General features: G+C 73.4%; 14 protein-coding genes. 7 read left to right on the top strand and 7 right to left on the bottom strand.

Annotation, left to right across the window (positions count from 1 at the left end):
* Window positions 1-3 precede the first annotated feature (3 nt).
* From ABZ354_RS05960 to ABZ354_RS05950, 3 genes are read right to left on the bottom strand one after another with little or no spacing between them, the layout of a single operon-like run.
* Window positions 4-951, bottom strand: coding sequence for a hydroxymethylglutaryl-CoA lyase (locus tag ABZ354_RS05960; protein ID WP_358653405.1), 948 nt, complete (start codon window positions 949-951; stop codon window positions 4-6).
* Entirely contained in the window at window positions 948-2,921 is a 1,974-nt protein-coding gene (locus ABZ354_RS05955; RefSeq protein WP_358653403.1) for an acetyl-CoA carboxylase biotin carboxylase subunit, read from the bottom strand. The genes ABZ354_RS05960 and ABZ354_RS05955 overlap by 4 nt, the downstream gene beginning before the upstream one ends.
* 15 nt (window positions 2,922-2,936) lie before the next feature.
* Window positions 2,937-4,553, bottom strand: coding sequence for a carboxyl transferase domain-containing protein (locus tag ABZ354_RS05950; protein ID WP_358653401.1), 1,617 nt, complete (start codon window positions 4,551-4,553; stop codon window positions 2,937-2,939).
* A gap of 88 nt (window positions 4,554-4,641) precedes the next feature.
* Between ABZ354_RS05950 and ABZ354_RS05945 the strand changes: the two genes are divergently transcribed.
* The 4 genes from ABZ354_RS05945 to ABZ354_RS05930 all read left to right on the top strand — a co-directional run bounded on the left by ABZ354_RS05945 (window position 4,642) and on the right by ABZ354_RS05930 (window position 8,609).
* Window positions 4,642-5,253, top strand: coding sequence for a TetR/AcrR family transcriptional regulator (locus tag ABZ354_RS05945; protein ID WP_358653399.1), 612 nt, complete (start codon window positions 4,642-4,644; stop codon window positions 5,251-5,253).
* A gap of 361 nt (window positions 5,254-5,614) precedes the next feature.
* Window positions 5,615-6,772: an acyl-CoA dehydrogenase family protein gene (locus ABZ354_RS05940; RefSeq protein WP_358653397.1), complete on the top strand. Its 1,158-nt coding sequence runs from the start codon at window positions 5,615-5,617 to the stop codon at window positions 6,770-6,772.
* A 53-nt stretch (window positions 6,773-6,825) separates the two neighbouring features.
* Window positions 6,826-7,698 (top strand): acyl-CoA thioesterase II, encoded by an 873-nt coding sequence (locus ABZ354_RS05935; RefSeq protein WP_358653395.1) that lies wholly within the window; start codon window positions 6,826-6,828, stop codon window positions 7,696-7,698.
* Between the two features lie 206 nt (window positions 7,699-7,904).
* Window positions 7,905-8,609: a maleylpyruvate isomerase N-terminal domain-containing protein gene (locus ABZ354_RS05930; protein WP_358653393.1), complete on the top strand. Its 705-nt coding sequence runs from the start codon at window positions 7,905-7,907 to the stop codon at window positions 8,607-8,609.
* 20 nt (window positions 8,610-8,629) lie between these two features.
* Here the strand turns inward: ABZ354_RS05930 and ABZ354_RS05925 are convergent, their stop codons facing one another.
* Both ABZ354_RS05925 and ABZ354_RS05920 read right to left on the bottom strand, forming a co-directional pair.
* Window positions 8,630-9,421 carry a phosphatase gene (locus tag ABZ354_RS05925; protein WP_358653391.1) on the bottom strand — a complete coding sequence of 264 codons (792 nt, stop codon included), beginning with the start codon at window positions 9,419-9,421 and terminating at the stop codon, window positions 8,630-8,632.
* 238 nt (window positions 9,422-9,659) lie between these two features.
* On the bottom strand, window positions 9,660-11,600 hold the full coding sequence (locus tag ABZ354_RS05920) for a PucR family transcriptional regulator ligand-binding domain-containing protein (RefSeq protein ID WP_358653389.1): 1,941 nt from the start codon (window positions 11,598-11,600) through the stop codon (window positions 9,660-9,662).
* A 125-nt stretch (window positions 11,601-11,725) separates the two neighbouring features.
* Here ABZ354_RS05920 and ABZ354_RS05915 point away from each other — a divergent pair, with 125 nt between their 5' ends.
* The 3 genes from ABZ354_RS05915 (at window position 11,726) to ABZ354_RS05905 (ending at window position 16,006) form a co-directional block, all read left to right on the top strand.
* A complete protein-coding gene (locus ABZ354_RS05915; RefSeq protein WP_358653387.1) occupies window positions 11,726-13,234 on the top strand; it encodes a sodium:solute symporter in 1,509 nt (502 codons plus the stop codon).
* 76 nt (window positions 13,235-13,310) lie between these two features.
* Complete coding sequence (gene speB, locus ABZ354_RS05910; protein WP_358653385.1) at window positions 13,311-14,324, top strand: agmatinase; 1,014 nt, start codon at window positions 13,311-13,313, stop codon at window positions 14,322-14,324.
* Window positions 14,321-16,006 (top strand): thiamine pyrophosphate-binding protein, encoded by a 1,686-nt coding sequence (locus tag ABZ354_RS05905; protein WP_358653383.1) that lies wholly within the window; start codon window positions 14,321-14,323, stop codon window positions 16,004-16,006. The genes speB and ABZ354_RS05905 overlap by 4 nt, the downstream gene beginning before the upstream one ends.
* Window positions 16,007-16,040: 34 nt before the next feature.
* On the opposite strand, the gene ABZ354_RS05900 is transcribed toward ABZ354_RS05905, so the two are convergent.
* Together ABZ354_RS05900 and ABZ354_RS05895 are read right to left on the bottom strand one after the other, a co-directional pair.
* The gene (locus tag ABZ354_RS05900) at window positions 16,041-16,793 is read right to left on the bottom strand and encodes a class I SAM-dependent methyltransferase (protein ID WP_358653381.1); all 753 of its coding nucleotides are present in this window, start codon (window positions 16,791-16,793) and stop codon (window positions 16,041-16,043) included.
* Between the two features lie 75 nt (window positions 16,794-16,868).
* A complete protein-coding gene (locus tag ABZ354_RS05895; RefSeq protein WP_358653379.1) occupies window positions 16,869-17,699 on the bottom strand; it encodes an endonuclease in 831 nt (276 codons plus the stop codon).
* Window positions 17,700-17,925: the final 226 nt, after the last annotated feature.

Genomic DNA, 17,925 nt, shown 5'->3' with positions numbered 1-17,925 from the left:
TCTTCACTGCTCCTGGTGGGAGAGGGCACGGACTGTGCGGGACGGGCTGGGTCGGCCCACGCGGGCGGCCATCCAGGCGCTCGTGGCGACGAGACGGCCGAGGTCGACACCGGTGTCGATGCCGAGGCCCCGCAGCATCCACACGAGGTCCTCGGTGGCGAGATTGCCGGTCGCCGACTTGGCGTACGGGCAGCCGCCCAGGCCGCCCGCCGAGGCGTCGACGGTCGTGACACCGTGCTGGAGCGCCGCGAGGGTGTTGGCGAGCGCCTGGCCGTAGGTGTCGTGGAAGTGCACGCCGAGGACGTCGGTGGGGACCTCCGCCTCGGTCAGCGCGGTGAGGAGCGCGGTGACGTGGCCCGGGGTGGCCACGCCGATCGTGTCGCCGAGGCTCAGCTCGTCGCAGCCCATGCCGAGCAGCGTCCGGCAGACCCGCACGACCTGCGGGACGGGCACCGGGCCCTCCCACGGGTCGCCGAAGCACATCGACAGATAGCCGCGGACGTGCAGGCCCTCCGCCTTGGCGCGGGCGAGCACCGGCTCGAACATGGCGATCGCCTCGTCCACCGTGCGGTTCAGATTGGCCCGCGCGAAGGACTCGGTGGCGCTGGCGAACACCGCGACCCGGCGGGCGCCGAGGGCCAGCGCCCGGTCCAGGCCGCGCTCGTTGGGCACCAGCACCGGCAGGTCCACGGGCAGGTCGGCGACGAGCGGGTACAGCCGCTCCGCGTCCGACAGCTGGGGCACCCACTTGGGGTGGACGAAGCTGGTCGCCTCGACCGTGGTCAGCCCGGCGTCGGCGAGGCGGCGGATGAACTCCGCCTTGACCTCGGTCGGGACGGTCTCCTTCTCGTTCTGCAGGCCGTCGCGCGGGCCCACCTCGTGGATCCGGACGCGTGCGGGCAGACCGTCCGCCCGCACGGTCATCGGCAGGCCGAGGTCGGGCGTGCTCATGGCGTCTCCTCCGGTACCGGTGCGGCGTCCTGCGCCAGTGCGGCGTCGTCCGCCGGTGTGATCACCGCGAGCACCTGGTCCATGGCGACCGTCGTGCCCGGCGTGACGTCCAGCTCGGCGACCGTGCCCGCGTGCGGGGCGGAGATGACGTGCTCCATCTTCATCGCCTCCACCACCAGCAGGCTCTGACCGGCCGCCACCTCGTCGCCGACGGCGACCTTCACGACCGTGACCGTGCCCGGCATCGGCGCCGTGAGGGAGTCGGCGCCGCCGTGCGCGGCCCGGGTCAGGGACGCGGCGACCGGATCGTGGTCGCGCACCTGCCAGGCGTCGCCCTCGCGGCCCAGCCAGTCGCCGGCGCGGTGGAAGGTGTGCCGGACGCCGTCCAGCGTGACGGACACCCGGTCGTCGGTGACGGTGTGCGTGCCGCGCGGGGTGTGCGTGACCGGCTCCCCGGAAGCGGGCCGCAGCGGGAAGGACACCGGTTTGGTCTGTCCGCCCAGCCGCCAGCCGCCGGGCACCGAGAACGGGTCCGTCCAGCCGTCGCCGCGCGGGCGCAGCGCGTCCAGCCGGATCGCCGCCGCGGCCTCGTAGACCTCGTCGGGGACGTCCCCGCCGACGAGCGTGTCCACCTCCCGCTCCACCAGGCCCGTGTCCAGCTCGCCCGCCACGACCGCCGGATGCGCCAGCAGCCGCCGCAGGAACCCGGCGTTGGTCTGCACGCCCAGCGTGACCGTCTCGGCGAGGGCCGCCCGCAGCCTGCGCAGCGCGGTCGCGCGGTCGGGGCCGTACGCGATGACCTTGGACAGCATCGGGTCGTACAGGCTGCCGACCTCCGTGCCCTCGCTGAGGCCCGAGTCGGTGCGGACGCCGTCGCCCTGCGGCTCGCGCAGCCGCAGCACCGTGCCGCCGGAGGGGAGGAAGCCGCGCGCCGGGTCCTCGGCGCAGATGCGGGCCTCCACCGCGTGCCCGGTGAGGCGGACGTCGTCCTGCCCGAAGGCCAGCCGCTCGCCCGCCGCGACCCGCAGCTGCCACTCCACCAGGTCCAGGCCCGTGACGAGCTCGGTGACCGGGTGCTCCACCTGCAGGCGGGTGTTCATCTCCATGAAGTAGTACGACGACGGGTCGCCGCCCGGCACGATGAACTCGACCGTGCCCGCGCCCCGGTAGCCGCAGGAGCGGGCCGCCTGGACGGCCGCCTCGCCCATCGCGGCGCGTGTCGCCTCGTCGAGGAGCACGCTGGGCGCCTCTTCGATGATCTTCTGGTGGCGGCGCTGGAGGGAGCACTCGCGCTCGCCCAGGTGCACCACGGTGCCGTGGCCGTCGGCCAGGACCTGGATCTCGATGTGCCGGGGCCGGTCGACCCACCGCTCCACCAGGAGCGTGTCGTCGCCGAAGGAGGCGCGGGCCTCGCGGCGCGCGGCGGCGATCTCGTCCGCCAGCAGCGCCTTGTCCCGCACCAGCCGCATGCCCTTGCCGCCGCCGCCGGCCGAGGGCTTCAGCAGTACGGGCATGCCGATCTCGCGGGCCGCGTCCGCCAGTTCGCCGTCACTGAGCCCGCTGCCGCTGGAGCCCGGCACGACCGGCACCCCGGCCGCCTTCACGGTCTCCTTGGCGCGGATCTTGTCGCCCATGAGGGAGATGGCGTCGGCGGGCGGCCCGATGAACACCAGGCCCGCCTCGGCGCACGCGCGCGCGAAGCCGGCGTTCTCCGCGAGGAAGCCGTACCCCGGGTGCACCGCCCGGGCGCCCGTGCGGGCCGCCGCCTCCAGCAGCCGCTCGACGGACAGATAGCTCTCGGCGGCGGGCGCGGGCCCGATCCGTACGGCCGTGTCGGCCTCGCGGACGTGCCGGGCGTCGGCGTCCGCGTCGGAGTACACCGCCACGGAGCGCACGCCCAGGGCGCGCAGCGTACGGATGACCCGGACGGCGATCTCGCCGCGGTTGGCCACCAGGACTGTTTCGAACATCTCGTCAGCTCCCCGTCACATCCGGAAGACGCCGAACTGGGGGTCACCCAGCGGCGCGTTCCCACAGGCCGTCAGTGCCAGGCCCAGGACCTGACGCGTGTCCATCGGATCGATCACGCCGTCGTCCCACAGGCGGGCCGTCGCGTAATAGGCGTTGCCCTGCCGCTCGTACTGCGCGCGGACCGGCGCCTTGAAGGCCTCTTCCTCCTCCGCGGGCCAGTCCTCCCCGCGACCCTCCAGCTGGTCCCGCTTGACCGTCGCGAGGACCGAGGCGGCCTGCTCGCCGCCCATCACCGAGATCTTCGCGTTGGGCCACATCCACATGAAACGGGGCGAGTACGCCCGGCCGCACATCGAGTAGTTGCCCGCGCCGTACGATCCGCCGACCACGACCGTCAGCTTCGGCACGCGCGTGCACGCCACGGCCGTGACCATCTTGGCGCCGTGCTTGGCGATGCCGCCCGCCTCGTAGTCCTTGCCGACCATGAACCCGGAGATGTTCTGCAGGAACACCAGGGGGATGCCGCGCTGGTCGCACAGCTCGATGAAGTGGGCGCCCTTCTGGGCGGACTCGGAGAACAGGATGCCGTTGTTGGCGACGATGCCCACCGGGTGGCCGTGGATCCGGGCGAACCCGGTGATCAGGGTCTGCCCGAACTCCGACTTGAACTCGGCGAACCGCGAGCCGTCCACCACGCGCGCGATGATCTCCCGCACGTCGTAGGGCGTACGCGAGTCCACCGGCACCGCGCCGTACAGCCCGGCCGGGTCCACCTTCGGCTCGATCGCCGGGCGCACCTCCCAGGGCAGCGCCCCGCGCGCGGGCAGCGTGGAGACGATGGTGCGCACGATCCGCAGCGCGTGCGCGTCGTCCTCCGCGAGGTGGTCCGTCACGCCCGACACCCGCGCGTGCACCTCGCCGCCGCCCAGCTGCTCGGCGGTGACGACCTCGCCGGTGGCGGCCTTCACCAGCGGCGGGCCGCCCAGGAAGATCGTGCCCTGATTGCGGACGATCACCGCCTCGTCGCTCATCGCGGGCACATAGGCGCCGCCGGCCGTGCAGGAGCCGAGCACGGCCGCGATCTGCGGGATGCCGGCGCCGGACATGCGGGCCTGGTTGTAGAAGATCCGCCCGAAGTGCTCGCGGTCGGGGAACACCTCGTCCTGCATCGGCAGGAACGCGCCCCCGGAGTCCACCAGGTACACGCACGGCAGCCGGTTCTCCAGGGCCACCTCCTGCGCGCGCAGGTGCTTCTTGACCGTCATCGGGTAGTACGTACCGCCCTTGACCGTCGCGTCGTTCGCCACGACCACGCACTCGCGCCCCGCGACCCGGCCGATCCCGGCGATCACCCCGGCGGCCGGGGCCTGCCCGTCGTACAGCCCGTCGGCGGCCAGCGGCGCCAGCTCCAGGAACGGCGAGCCGGGGTCCAGCAGTGTGTCCACCCGGTCGCGCGGCAGCAGCTTGCCGCGCGCGGTGTGCCGGGCGCGGGCCCGCTCGCCGCCGCCCAGCCGCGCCGCGGCCAGCTTGGCGCGCAACTCCTCCACGAGGGCGCGGTGCGCCTCCTCGTTGGCCCGAAAGGCCTCCGACGCGGGGTCGGCCGCGCTGTGAAGCTCCGGTGCCTCGTGCATCCTTGCGGGTCCCCTCACCTTGTTAATGAGCGTTAACGCATTTCCTACAGGTTAACGAGCGCTAACCCGCCTGTCTAGAATTGTGGACATGGCCACGAGAACCGACGCCCCCACCCGACGCGAACAGATTCTCAAGGAGGCCGCCCGGCTGTTCGCCGAGCGCGGCTTCCACGGCGTCGGCGTGGACGAGATAGGCGCCGCGGTCGGCATTAGCGGACCGGGGCTGTACCGCCACTTCCCCGGCAAGGACGCGATGCTCGCCGAGTTGCTGGTCGGCATCAGCGGATCACTGCTGACGGGCGGCAAGCGGCGGGTGGCCGAGTCGGGGGACGATCCGCAGGCGCTCCTCGACTCGCTCATCGAGGGGCACATCGACTTCGCGCTCGACGACCGCCCGCTCATCACCCTGCACGACCGGGAGCTGGACCGCCTGCGGGACACCGACCGCAAGCTGGTCAGGCAGCTCCAGCGGCAGTACGTCGAGTTGTGGGTGGAGGTTGTCCGGGAGGTGTATCCCGGCCTGGCCGAACCGGCCGCGCGCTCGGCCGTCCACTCCGTCTTCGGGCTGCTGAACTCCACCCCCCACCTCGGCCGCTCGGGCACGCTGCCCGGCCGCGGCACCACGGCGGAGCTGCTGCACCGGATGGCGCGGGGCGCGTTCGCCGCGGCGGAGGGCGGCGACGGCGACGGCAGGGCGTGACGCGGGGCGGTGCGGGAGGCGCGTACGGCGACGGCCGCGGCGGGGCGTGACGCGCGAGGGAGCGGAGGGTTCGCGGCGACGGCCAGGGTGGGGGAGGCGCGGTGACGGCCGCGGCCGGGGTGACGCGGGAGCCGCGGGGCGCGGTCGCGCCGGCTCGGCGGGCGTGACCGCGGCCGGGGTGACGCGGGAGGTGCGGGGCGCTCGCGGCGACGGTCGGGTGCGGTGGCATCCCGGCTCCGCGGGCGTGACGAGGGTTACGCCGGTCCCGCCCGTCCCGGTCTGGACGACCTTGACTACCCGCCGGTACCTTGAGGTCTGAGCAAGCGCTTAGACATGGCCGAGTCACGTGGAGGTGGGCGCGGTGCGCCGTACGGTGTTCAACGAGGATCACGAGGCGTTCCGGGAGACCCTCCGCGCCTTCATCCAGGCCGAGGTCGTCCCGGTCTACGACGAGTGGTTGCAGGCCGGCCAGGCGCCGCGCGAGTTCTACCACCAGCTCGGCGAGCTGGGCGTCTTCGGCATCAACGTGCCCGAGGAGTTCGGCGGCGCCGGCATGGACAGCCACAAGTTCGAGGCCGTCCTCTACGAGGAGACCGCCCGCGCGGGCGTCCAGTTCGGCGGTTCCGGTGTGCACGTGCTGCTCGCCCTGCCGTACATCAAGATGCTGGCCACGGACGAGCAGAAGAAGCGCTACCTGCCGAAGTTCACCACCGGCGAGGAGATGTGGGCCATCGCGATGACCGAGCCGGGCACCGGCTCCGACCTCGCGGGCATGAAGACCACCGCCAAGCTCTCCGAGGACGGCACGCACTACGTCCTCAACGGCGCCAAGACCTTCATCACCGGCGGCGTCCACGCCGACAGGGTCATCGTCTGCGCCCGCACCTCCGCGCCGACCGCCGAGGACCGCCGCCACGGCATCTCCCTCCTCGCCGTCGACACCACGTCCGAGGGCTACTCCGTCGGCCGCAAGCTGGACAAGCTGGGCCTGCGCACCTCCGACACGGCCGAGCTGGCCTTCGTCGACGTGAAGGTGCCCGTCGAGGACCTCCTCGGCGAGGAGAACAAGGGCTTCTCCTACCTGGGCCACAACCTGGCCTCCGAGCGCTGGGGCATCGCCGTCGGCGCCTACGCGCAGGCCAAGGCCGCCGTCCGGTTCGCCAAGCAGTACGTGCAGGAGCGCACCGTCTTCGGCAAGCCCGTCGCGCACTTCCAGAACACCAAGTTCGAGCTGGCCGCCTGCCAGGCCGAGGTGGACGCCGCCGAGGCCGTGGCCGACCGCGCCACCGAGGCCCTCGACGCCGGTGAGCTGACCCCGGCCGAGGCCGCCTCCGCCAAGCTGTTCTGCACCGAGGTCGCGCACCGCGTCATCGACCGCTGCCTCCAGCTGCACGGCGGCTACGGCTACATGAACGAGTACCCGATCGCCCGCCTGTACGCGGACAACCGCGTCAACCGCATCTACGGCGGCACCAGCGAGATCATGAAGACGATCATCGCCAAGGACATGGGCCTGTAAGAGGCCGTGAGGCACGGCCCGTAGTGGCCGGTGAGGCAAGGCCCGCGAACACGGTGAACCAGGCACTCCAGGACCTGCTCGATCTGCTCGACCTCGAGCGGATCGAGCAGGACATCTTCCGCGGCCGGTCCCGGTCCGCCGTCGTCCCGCGCGTCTTCGGCGGCCAGGTCGCGGCCCAGGCCCTGGTCGCCGCGGGCCGCACGGTCCCGGCCGACCGGCTCCCGCACTCCCTGCACGCGTACTTCCTGCGCCCCGGGGACCCCGGCGCGCCCATCGTCTACAACGTCGACCGCCTCCGCGACGGCCGGTCCTTCACCACCCGCCGGGTCGTCGCCGTCCAGCACGGCAAGCCGGTCTTCGGCCTGTCGGCGTCCTTCCAGACGTACGAGGAAGGGCTCGACCACCAGGCGCCGATGCCGTCCGCGCCCGACCCGGAGACGCTGCCCACCTCCGAGGAGCGGCTGCGCGGCTATCCGCACCTCGACCCGGTCGTCGTGGAACGCTTCATCGAGGCACGCGCGGCGGTCGACCTGCGGTACGTGGACGATCCGCCGTACGGCCGGTTCGGCGAGGGGCGCGAACCGCACTCGCAGGTGTGGTTCCGCACCAACGGCAAACTCGCGGACGACCCGCTGCTGCACGTCGTCCTCGCCACGTACGTCTCCGACATGACGCTGCTGGACTCGGTGCTGCTCGCGCACGGCCGCGGCGGCTGGGCCGTCGGCGACGTGGTCGGGGCCTCGCTGGACCACGCCATGTGGTTCCACCGCCCGTTCCGCGCCGACGAATGGCTGCTGTACGACCAGGAGTCGCCGTCGGCGCACGGCGGGCGCGGCCTCGGCCAGGCCCGGATCCACACGCAGGACGGCAGGCTCGCCATCTCGGTGATCCAGGAAGGCGTGGTGCGCGTCCCCCGCGAAGACTGAGGGCCACGGCGGGGGAACCGCGGCCGGGCGGCGGCGACAGCGTCGTCGCGGGTGCGTCCGGACCCGGGGCCGTGTGGGGCGGCGGAGTGGGGAAGTGCGGAGTGGGGAACGGCGGAGCCGGCGGCTCGACGGTCCGTTCGTGAACGCCCCGGCCGTCACGGGCCCGGCCCGTGACAGGGCCCGTCGCCCTGGCGTTGGATGGCGGCATGAACGCCACACCCGGTGCGACCGGTACGACCGTCGCCGTCGAGAGCTGGAACCCGCGCGGGGCCCGTATCCGCGGTGCCTTCCTGGACGCGCTGCCGCGGGTCGTCGACCTGCTCGCCGAACCGGCCGTCGCCGCCGCGTGGGACGGCCCCAGCGCCCTGAAGGACTTCGGCGTCCGCGGCCTGGCCGGGCACACCTTCTGGCAGGAGCTGGCCCTGCCCGGACTGCTCGCCGACCCGCCGCCGGAGCAGCCGGTGATCCCGCTGCGCGCGTACTACCTGGACCGGGTGATCTGGCTGGACGCCGGCGCCGACGGCGACGTCTCCGTCCGCATCCGCGCCGGCGGCGAGGCGACGGCCGCCGACGGGCACGCGGCGCTGCTCGCGCGGGTACGGGACGCGGCCGGACGGCTCGCCGCCGACATCCCCGCCCTGCCCGCCGAACGGCCCGTACGCATCCCGTCCTGGGGCGACTGGTCGCTCGTACTGGACGACTTCCTGCTCACCCGGCTGCTCGAACTCGTCGTCCACGCCGACGACCTCGCGGTGAGCGTCGGGCTGCCGGCACCGGAGTTCCCCGAGCACGTCACCGCCCCGGCGATCGAACTGCTGGCCCGGCTCGCCGTACGCCGGCACGGCCCCGCCGGCGTCATCCGGGGCCTCGCCCGCGTGGAACGGGCCCCGGAGTCCATCGCCGGCATCTGAACGCCGGCATCCGGAGCCGGTCAGGTGGTGAGGCCCGCCTCGGACAGCAGGTACGCCGTCATGGGGTCGTAGTGGCGCGGGCTCGCCACGTGGTCGTCCAGGGGGACCGTCACCTGGACGGTCCCCTCGGACTCGGCGAGGAACAGCGCCGGGTCGTTGGAGTCCGCGTAGCCCACGGAGTCCACGCCGTGCTGCCCGGCGCAGCCCGCCCAGCCGTGGTCGGCGACCACCAGGTCCGGAAGCGGGCGGCCCTCGCGCTCCAGGCCGGTCAGGATGGCCTTCATCGGCTCACCGGAGTGGGTGTGCCACAGCGTGGCGCCGTGCTCCAGCACCGCCACGTCGGCGAACTGCATCACGTACCCCTCGTCCGTGCTCAGCCCGTCCGGGATCACCACGATCTCGCAGCCCGCGGCGCGCAGCGCGGCGGCCGTGGCGCGGTGCACGTCGAGCAGCCCGCCCGGGTGGCCCGTCGCGAACAGCACGCGCTGCCCGCTGTCCGCCGCCTTGCGCAGCCGGCCCGCCATGCGCTCGAGCCCGGCCACGGTCAGCTCGGGGTCGATGGTGTCCTGCCCGAACCGGTGCTCGGGGTCGTCGTCGACACCGGCCCGCTCCGCCATCACCGCGAGCACGTCCTGCTCGTCGCTCCAGCGGTCGCCGAGCTCCAGGCCGAGCCAGTAGTGACGGTTGCCGTTGGCGAGTTCCCGGTAGTGCGAGAGGTTGTTCTCGCGCGGCGTGGCGACGTCGCCCGCGATACGGGTCCTGACGAGGTGTCCGAGGAGTTCGGCGCGGCTGGGTGTCCCGGGTATCGGCATGGCTCCATTGTGAGGCAGGCGACTGACACGCGACCCCGGTGTCCCGACCGCTGGGACACGGGTGACGTGTTTCCGGCCGGTCCCGTCGCACGGGCCGAGTGGCGCGCCGACCGGTGGCGTCCGGCGCTCGCCCCGACGGTCACGTCCGGCGGTCGCGTCCGGGCCGCGTCCGGCGGTCACGTCAGGCACTCGTCCCGACGGTCGCGCCCGGTGGTCGCGCCCGGGTCGCGTCCGGCGGTCACATTCGGCGCAGGGCGAACCACAGTTCCATGCGTACGTCCGGATCGTCCAGGTCCGCCGCCAGCAGCGCGGCGCAGCGGGCGACGCGCTGGCGCACCGTGTTGCGGTGCACGGACAGGGCGACCGCGGTGCGGTCCCAGCTGCCGTGCAGGGACAGCCAGGTACGCAGCGTCTCGGGGAGCGCGGGCACGGCGGTGATCGGCGCGAGCAGGGCGCGCGCGTGTGCCTCGGCCTCTTCCGGCGGGACCAGCGCGGCGAGGCCGGCCGCGCGGTCGTCGCCGTGCCGGGCCAGTGCCGTGCGGGTCGCGCGGGCCCGGCCCAGGGCGCGGGCCGCCTGGGCGTCGGCGGCGGGCAGCTCGTGCGGGCCGACGGGGGCGCTGACGCCCAGCGTCCAGCCGGGCTGGGGTCCCGGGCCCGTCCCGGAGCCGGTTTCGGAGCCTGTTCCCGGTGGGGGTTCCGGCTCCGGGCCGGCCGGCAGTACGACGCGTACGGTGTCCCCGGCCAGGTCGACCAGGGGGGAACCGAGAGCTGCGCCCAGCGCGGCGGCGGCGAGGGCGTCGGGGACGGCCGGGGTGTCGCGGGCGCCGGGGCGGGTGGCGGGGCGGGCGTGGACGACGCGCCAGCGTTCGTCGGGCCCGGCGAATGGGCCGCCCGGACCGCCGGGACTGCCCGGCACACCCGGCACGCCCAGAGCTCCCGGCCGTTCGCCGTGCCCGGCGTTCCGGCCGCCCGGACCGCCCGGACCGCCCGGACCGCCCGGACCGCCCGGACCGCCCGGACCGCCCGGACCGCCCGGACCGCTCGGACCGCTCGGACTGCTCGGACTGCTCGGACTGCTCGGACCGCCCGGACCGACCGGACCGGCCGAACCGTCTGCACTGCCCGGACCACCCGTACTGCCCGGACCACCCGTACTGCCCGGACCACGCCCACCGTCCGGACCACTGGCACGGCGCGGGACGCCCGGGCCGCCCGGTCCGAGGAGTGGGGTCACGTCCTCGGGCCGGGCGCCCAGCAGTAGCCGTACGAGCGCGGCGGAGCGGGCCGCTCCGGTGCCGCTGCGCTGCTCGCCGGTCAGCAGCGACAGCAGGACGGCGGCGACGGAGGCGAGGGTGTGGTCCCCGGCCTCCCGGTGCGGTGCGACGACGCCGAGGACGAAGCCGTGCCCGGCGCCGAGGGAGTAGGCGGAGAGGTGGCCGTCGGGGGTGGTGTCGGTGGCGGAGGAAGGAGCGGGGGAGGGTGCCGGGGCCGTACCGGTCGTGGCCGCGCCCGGCGGTGCGGGACGGACCACCTCGGCCAGTGCCGCCAGCGCCCGCCGGGTCCGCTCGTCCGCCGGGCGGCCCGCCGCCGCGATCTCGGTGCCCCCGGGGCCGTACAGCACGGCCCGGCCGCCCAGGTGACGGGACAGCCGGTGCAGGACCGACGGCACCGGGTCCGGGCGGGACGCCGCTGCCGCCAGGCTCTGCTGGGCCTCCGTGACGCGCCGCAGGTCGGCCAGCCGGACCTGCGCCATCAGCTGCCAGACCGCGCGGGCCACGCCCGAGAACGTGGTCCGCCGCGGTACCTCCAGCAGCGGGAGCCCGTGCCGCTCGCAGGCCGCGGCCAGCGCGGGCGGCACCGTGTCGTGCACCGGCGCCAGACCGAACCCGAGAGCCGCGCCGCCCGCCGCGACGATCCGGGAGACGTAGCCGTCGAAGTAGCCGGCCGGGGCCGGGGCCGGGACGTGCACGCCCGCCGTCAGCAGCAGTTCGCCGCCCAGCAGGTACGGGTACGGGTCGGCCATCTCCGAGGTGTGCGCCCAGTGGATGACGATGCCGGGGTCGTCCGGCCCGGCGATCGAGCGCAGCCCGAGGTCCTCGCGGGCCAGCAGGGCGGAGAGGGCCACGGGGGGTGTGGGCGGTACAGCGGGCGGCGCCGCTCCACCGCGCGCGGTGTTCATTTCCTCCACCTCGCTTGCTCCGGGTGGAGGAAACGTACACTTCGCAGTCGCTTACCGGCCACCTAGGGTCGGTCCGACCGCACGACACGCCCCGAGAAGTGCGCGATGCGCGAAGGAGGCCCCCCATGGCCGTCGACTACATCGTGATCGTCGTCTATCTGGCCGGCATGCTGGCCATGGGCTGGTGGGGCATGCGCCGTGCCCGGTCCAAGAGCGATTTCCTGGTGGCGGGCCGCCGGCTCGGCCCGGTCATGTACTCCGGGACCATGGCCGCCATCGTGCTCGGCGGCGCGTCCACCATCGGCGGTGTGGGCCTCGGCTACCAGTACGGACTGTCCGGCGCCTGGATGGTCTTCACCATCGGCCTCGGCCTGCTGGCCCTGTCGGTCTTCTTCTCGGCCCGCATCGCCCGCCTCAGGGTCTACACCGTCTCCGAGATGCTCGACCTGCGGTACGGCGGCCGGGCGGGCGTCATCTCCGGTGTCGTCATGTGGGCGTACACGCTGATGCTCGCGGTCACGTCGACCATCGCGTACGCCACGATCTTCGACGTCCTCTTCGACATGAACCGCACCCTCGCGATCGTCCTCGGCGGCTCGATCGTCGTCGCGTACTCGACGCTCGGCGGCATGTGGTCGATCACGCTGACCGACATGGTGCAGTTCGTCGTCAAGACGATCGGCGTGCTGCTCCTGCTCCTGCCGATCGCGGTCGTCAAGGCCGGCGGCTTCGGCGAGATGCGGGCCCGGCTGCCCGCCGGGTACTTCGACCCGCTGGGCATCGGCGGCGAGACGATCTTCACGTACGTCCTGATCTACACGTTCGGCATGCTCATCGGGCAGGACATCTGGCAGCGCGTCTTCACGGCGGGCGGCGACCGGACGGCGAAGTGGGGCGGCACCGTCGCCGGTACGTACTGCCTCGCCTACGCCGTCGCGGGCGCCGTCATCGGCACGGCCGCCAAGGTGCTGTACCCGGACCTGGCCAACGCCGACGACGCCTTCGCGACCATCGTCAAGGACGAACTGCCCATGGGTGTGCGGGGCCTGGTGCTGGCCGCGGCCCTCGCCGCCGTGATGTCGACCTCCTCGGGCGCGCTGATCGCCTGCGCGACCGTCGCCAACAACGACATCTGGGCGCGGCTGCGGGGCATCGTGGGGCCGGGCGGCGAGGAACACGACGAGGTGAGGGGAAACCGCGCCTTCATCCTCCTCATGGGCCTGGCCGTGATCGGCACGGCGATCGCCCTCAACAACGTCGTCGAGGCGCTGACCGTGGCGTACAACCTGCTCGTCGGCGGGCTCCTCGTGCCGATCCTCGGCGGGCTGCTGTGGAAGCGGGGCACCGTGCAGGGCGCGCTGGCCTCCGTCGTCGCGGGCGGTACGGCGGTGATCGCCCTGATGGTGACGTACGGCATCCTCGCCAACGAGCCGGTCTACTACGGCCTGCTCGCCTCCCTCGCCGCGTACGTCGTCGTCTCCCTGGCGACCCGGCCGACCGACGAGGCGGTACTCACCGCGTGGCGGGAACGTCTCGCCGGACGCGCCCCCGAAACCGCCCCCGGGTCCACGGCCGAAACCGCCCCCGAGTCCGCCCCCGAACCTGCGTCCGGTCCCGCCCCGGCCGGGCAGTGAAGTCGGACGACAAGCGGTAAATAACAGTACATATACGTTACATGCGTGTGAAAACCTAGAAAGAAGGCATTCCCGAATGAGCAGCGATCAGACGCCGCAGACGCCGCGCGGCCCGGTGGACTCCTCCCGCGTCCCGCGGTACGCCGGACCCGCGACCTTCGCCCGGCTCCCCCGCCTGGACGAGGTGGGCCGCGCCGACGTCGCCGTGGTGGGCGTGCCCTTCGACTCGGGTGTCTCGTACCGGCCGGGCGCCCGCTTCGGCGGCAATGCGATCCGTGAGGCGTCCCGGCTGCTGCGCCCCTACAACCCGGCGCAGGACGCCTCCCCGTTCGCCCTCGCGCAGGTCGCGGACGGCGGCGACATCGCCGTGAACCCGTTCGACATCCACGAGGCCGTCGACACGGTGGAAGCCGCGGCGGACGACCTGCTCGGCACCGGCGCCCGGCTGATGACCCTGGGCGGCGACCACACCATCGCGCTGCCGCTGCTGCGCTCGGTGGCGAAGAAGCACGGCCCGGTCGCCCTGCTCCACTTCGACGCGCACCTCGACACGTGGGACACGTACTTCGGCGCGGAGTACACGCACGGGACGCCGTTCCGGCGGGCGGTGGAGGAGGGCATCCTCGACACGTCGGCCCTCTCCCACGTCGGCACGCGCGGCCCGCTGTACGGCAAGCGGGACCTCACGGACGACGAGAAGATGGGCTTCGGCATCGTGACGTCGGCCGACGTGATGCGGCGCGGCGTGGACGAGGTCGCCGACCAGCTGCGGCAGCGCGTCGGCGACCGCCCGCTGTACATCTCCATCGACATCGACTGCCTCGACCCGGCCCACGCGCCGGGTACCGGCACGCCCGAGGCGGGCGGCATGACCTCCCGCGAACTGCTGGAGATCCTGCGCGGCCTGGCCTCCTGCAACCTGGTGTCGGCGGACGTCGTCGAGGTCGCGCCCGCGTACGACCACGCCGAGATCACGTCGGTGGCGGCCTCCCACACGGCGTACGAGCTGACGACGATCATGTCCCGCCGGATCGCGGCGGCTCGGGAGGGCGCGGACGCGACGTCCGGGAAGGGCGCGGAAGCGAAGTGACGCACGATCACGACCTGGAGCCGCGCCCGACGCCCGCTCAGACGGAGGCCGCTCTGAACCCTCCCCCCGGCCGCAACGGCGGGGACCTGGTCGTGGAGACGCTGGCCGGGCTCGGCGCGAACACGGTGTTCGGGCTGCCCGGCCAGCACGCCCTCGGCATGTTCGACGCGCTGCGCCGCTCGGACCTGCGGTACATCGGCCTGCGCGTGGAGAACAACGCGGGCTTCGCGGCCGACGCGTACGGCCGCGTCACGGGCGAGGCGGCCCCGCTCCTCCTGTCGACGGGCCCGGGTGCGCTGACGTCCCTGGCGGCGCTCCAGGAGGCGGCGGCCGCCTCGGCCCCCGTCCTGGCGATCGGCAGCCAGATCCCGACGGCCGGGCTCGGCGGCGGCCGGCACGGCTACCTGCACGAACTCCCCGACCAGGCGGCGTCGTTCCGGGGCGTGGTCAAGTCCGTCCACACGGTCCGTACGCAGTCGCAGATCCCGTCGGCGATCGCGGCGGCTTGGCGCTCGGCACTGACGGCACCGCACGGACCGGTATGGGTGGAGATCCCGCAGGACGTACTCCTGGCCAAGACGTCGCTCCCGGTGGTCACGGCGATGGACGCGGCACCGGAGGACCTGCCCCCGCGCCCGGAACTGACCGCGCTGGCGGCCCACCTGCTCTCCACGGCGTCCCGCCCGGCGATCATCGCGGGCGGGGGAGTGGTGCGGGCGGACGCCTCGGGCAAGCTGCGGCGGCTCGCGGAGCGGCTGAGGGCGCCGGTGGTGACGACGCCGGGCGGCAAGGGGGCGTTCCCCTGGACGCACGAACTGTCGCTGCAGTCCTGGCTGGAGGACCGTCACACGACCCGCTTCCTGGAGGACGCGGACGTCCTGCTGGTGGTCGGCTCGGGCCTGGGGGAACTGTCCTCGAACTACCACACGTTCAGGCCGCGCGGCCGGATCGTCCAGATCGAGGCGGACCTCGGCAAGCTGGAGTCGAATCACCCGGCGCTGGGCATCCACGCGGACGCGCGGCCGGCCCTGCAGGCGTTGCTGGAGACGGTGACGGAACGGCAGGACGAGGGGGTGGGTGCGAGGGTCCGGTCGGTGCTCGGCAAGGTGGCCGAGCGGCTGGCGAGCCAGGACCTGACCCTGGAACAGCAGCTCCTGGCGTCGATCCGCAGGGCACTGCCCGCCACGTCCCCGTCCTTCTGGGACATGACGATCCTGGCGTACTGGGCGTGGTCGGCCTTCGACGCCAAGGGCCCCAACCTGCTGCACTCGGCCCAGGGCGCGGGCGGCCTCGGCTACGGCTTCCCGGCGGCACTGGGCGCGGCGGTCGCCGACCGGACCCGCCCGGTGCTGGCGGTCTCCGGCGACGGCGGGGCGCTGTACTCGATCGCCGAGCTGGCGACGGCACGGCAGTACGACCTGAACGTCACCTGGCTCATCGTCGACGACGGCGGCTACGGCATCCTGCGCGAGTACATGACGGACACCTTCGGCGAGACGACGGCGACGGAACTGACCCGCCCGGACTTCGTGGCGCTGGCCGAGTCGTTCGGGGTGCCGGGGATGCGGACGACCCCGGAGGGCCTGGAGGGGGACCTCGCGAGGGCGCTGGCGCAACCGGGGCCGTCGGTGGTCGTCCTCCCCGCGGTGCTGCGGATGTTCGCGCCGACGCACCTGGACTGAGGACGACGGAGGCGGGGTCCGCGGACGTCACACGTCACAGGGGGAGGCGAGGCTCACGCCCGGCCGGGCGCCGGGCCACGAAGACGAATTCCCGGCCCGGGCGGTCGGGTGCGTCGCGTACGTCTTCCAGGACGTATCCGTGTGTGGCCAAGTCCGCTTCCACCTCGTGCCGTTCGCGGAAGCGCAGCGTCGAGTCCGACGTGAGGGTCCGGCCGTCGGCGGCGAACACGTAGGTCCAGCGGAAGCTCACCAGCGGGCCGTCCACCCCGGTCAGCCGGACCCAGCTCTCGACCGGGCCGACCCCCGGGATCTCCGTCACGCGGTGAGAGGCCTCGCGGTTCCATTCCTCCCAGGCGCGGCGTGCCGGGTTCCGGGTCTCGAAGACCAGCCGGCCGTCCGGTCGCAACGCGGCGCGGGCCGTGGCCAGGGTCGTCGACCATTCCCGGGCGCCGGCGATCTCCTGGGCGACGTTCGCCGTCATGGTCACCAGGTCGACCCGCAGCGGCGGGACCGCGGTCGCGTCGCCGCGGATCCAGCCCACCCGTTCGGCACCCGGCTTGGACCGTGCCACGTCGAGGGAGGCCGCCGCCGGATCGACGCCCACGACCTCCCTCCCGCGTTCGGCCAGCAGGAGCGCGAACACGCCCGTGCCGCAGCCGATGTCCAGCACGCGCCGCGCCCCGAACTCCTCGGCCATCCGGACGTAGGCGTCGAGATCGGCGCGGTCGGGTTCGAGTGCGTCGTAGAGCGCGGCGAGCCGGGGGTGCCGGAAAAGTTCGTCGGGCATGCGCCAGAACCTATGCCGGGCCGGCCGTGGAAGACCATGAGGTTTCCCGGCCGGCCCGGCAGGGCGGTTGTGCGACTACCAGATCGACTCGACCCACTCCGGGTGGTCGATGAACGGGTTGCGGTTGTGCTGGAACTGGTCGTAGATGACCTGGTTGCGGCGCTGCTCGAAGGAGTCGGGCGGGTCCTCGGCGCTCCACTGCTTCAGGACCGGCAGCCGTCCGATGTACGGGGCCGAGCCGTTCGTGACCGAGTCGTTGGGCTCCAGGTCGGGCCAGCCGTCGTCGCCCTCGTAGCGGACGGCCATGTAGAGGATCATGCGGGCCACGTCGCCCTTGACGGCGTCACGGGGCTCGAAGGAGTCCGAGTCGGTGAGGCTGCCGCCGGAGTTGGTGAAGCTGCTGCCGCCGTTGTCGAAGTCCTTGTTGCCGCGAATGCTGTTGACCTGGACGTCCTCGGGACGCAGGTGGTGCAGGTCGGTGCCCGGTCCGGTGGCGGTGCCGAAGTCGCCGTGGGACTTGGCCCAGACGTGCTCGCGGTTCCAGTCGCCCTGGTCGCCGCCGTTCAGCGACTTGCTGCGGGAGATGCCCGAGTACAGCAGCTTGACGTTGTTGCTGTTGTTCGGGTCCTGGTCGGTGACCTTGAGGGCCGTCCAGACACCGTCGTACGACACCTTGGTCTGGTTGTCGATGATGTCGTGCAGCGCGGTCTTCAGCGCCGAGCCGGTCTTGCCGATCGCGGCGGCGTAGTACGTGTCGTCGTACGCGCTCGTCGCGGACGGGGCGTTGTCCGGGGCCGTGGCTCCGGCCGGTGAGGCGGTCAGCGCGGGGACGGTGACGCCGGCCAGGACGACGGATGTGGCGAGGGCGAGCGTCTTCCAGCGGCGGCGTATGGGTGTCACGGCCATGTGGGGAGTCCGATCTACGCGGGTTGATTGAGCGGTCGACCTCGCGAGCGTGACATGGACATGTATGCCGTGGGGTGAAGGGGGCGTGACGAGGGTGTGGCGGTAGGGGGGAGGTAGGGCGGTTCGGGCGGGAGTCGACACGGGTCGTCGCTGCCCCGGACGCATCCGGTCCCGCTTCCGGCGTCCGTTGCGCCGGTCCGACGTGCCCGGCCGGGTGATGGTCCGG

Origin of the sequence: Streptomyces sp. NPDC005925, from assembly GCF_040638805.1 — a bacterium.
GTDB lineage: Bacteria > Actinomycetota > Actinomycetes > Streptomycetales > Streptomycetaceae > Streptomyces.
The sequence above is the reverse complement of the archived record's forward strand: the minus strand, read 5'-3'. Positions and strand labels throughout refer to the sequence as shown.

What these genes read in the sequence shown, in the direction of transcription:
- ABZ354_RS05920 (WP_358653389.1), bottom strand. Translation starts at nt 11,600, where the DNA reads ATGAACACCGCGCGCGGTGGAGCGGCGCCGCCCGCTGTACCGCCCACA.
- ABZ354_RS05950 (WP_358653401.1), bottom strand. Translation starts at nt 4,553, where the DNA reads ATGCACGAGGCACCGGAGCTTCACAGCGCGGCCGACCCCGCGTCGGAG.
- ABZ354_RS05925 (WP_358653391.1), bottom strand. Translation starts at nt 9,421, where the DNA reads ATGCCGATACCCGGGACACCCAGCCGCGCCGAACTCCTCGGACACCTC.
- ABZ354_RS05915 (WP_358653387.1), top strand. Translation starts at nt 11,726, where the DNA reads ATGGCCGTCGACTACATCGTGATCGTCGTCTATCTGGCCGGCATGCTG.
- ABZ354_RS05945 (WP_358653399.1), top strand. Translation starts at nt 4,642, where the DNA reads ATGGCCACGAGAACCGACGCCCCCACCCGACGCGAACAGATTCTCAAG.
- speB (WP_358653385.1), top strand. Translation starts at nt 13,311, where the DNA reads ATGAGCAGCGATCAGACGCCGCAGACGCCGCGCGGCCCGGTGGACTCC.
- ABZ354_RS05930 (WP_358653393.1), top strand. Translation starts at nt 7,905, where the DNA reads ATGAACGCCACACCCGGTGCGACCGGTACGACCGTCGCCGTCGAGAGC.
- ABZ354_RS05900 (WP_358653381.1), bottom strand. Translation starts at nt 16,793, where the DNA reads ATGCCCGACGAACTTTTCCGGCACCCCCGGCTCGCCGCGCTCTACGAC.
- ABZ354_RS05895 (WP_358653379.1), bottom strand. Translation starts at nt 17,699, where the DNA reads ATGGCCGTGACACCCATACGCCGCCGCTGGAAGACGCTCGCCCTCGCC.
- ABZ354_RS05960 (WP_358653405.1), bottom strand. Translation starts at nt 951, where the DNA reads ATGAGCACGCCCGACCTCGGCCTGCCGATGACCGTGCGGGCGGACGGT.
- ABZ354_RS05955 (WP_358653403.1), bottom strand. Translation starts at nt 2,921, where the DNA reads ATGTTCGAAACAGTCCTGGTGGCCAACCGCGGCGAGATCGCCGTCCGG.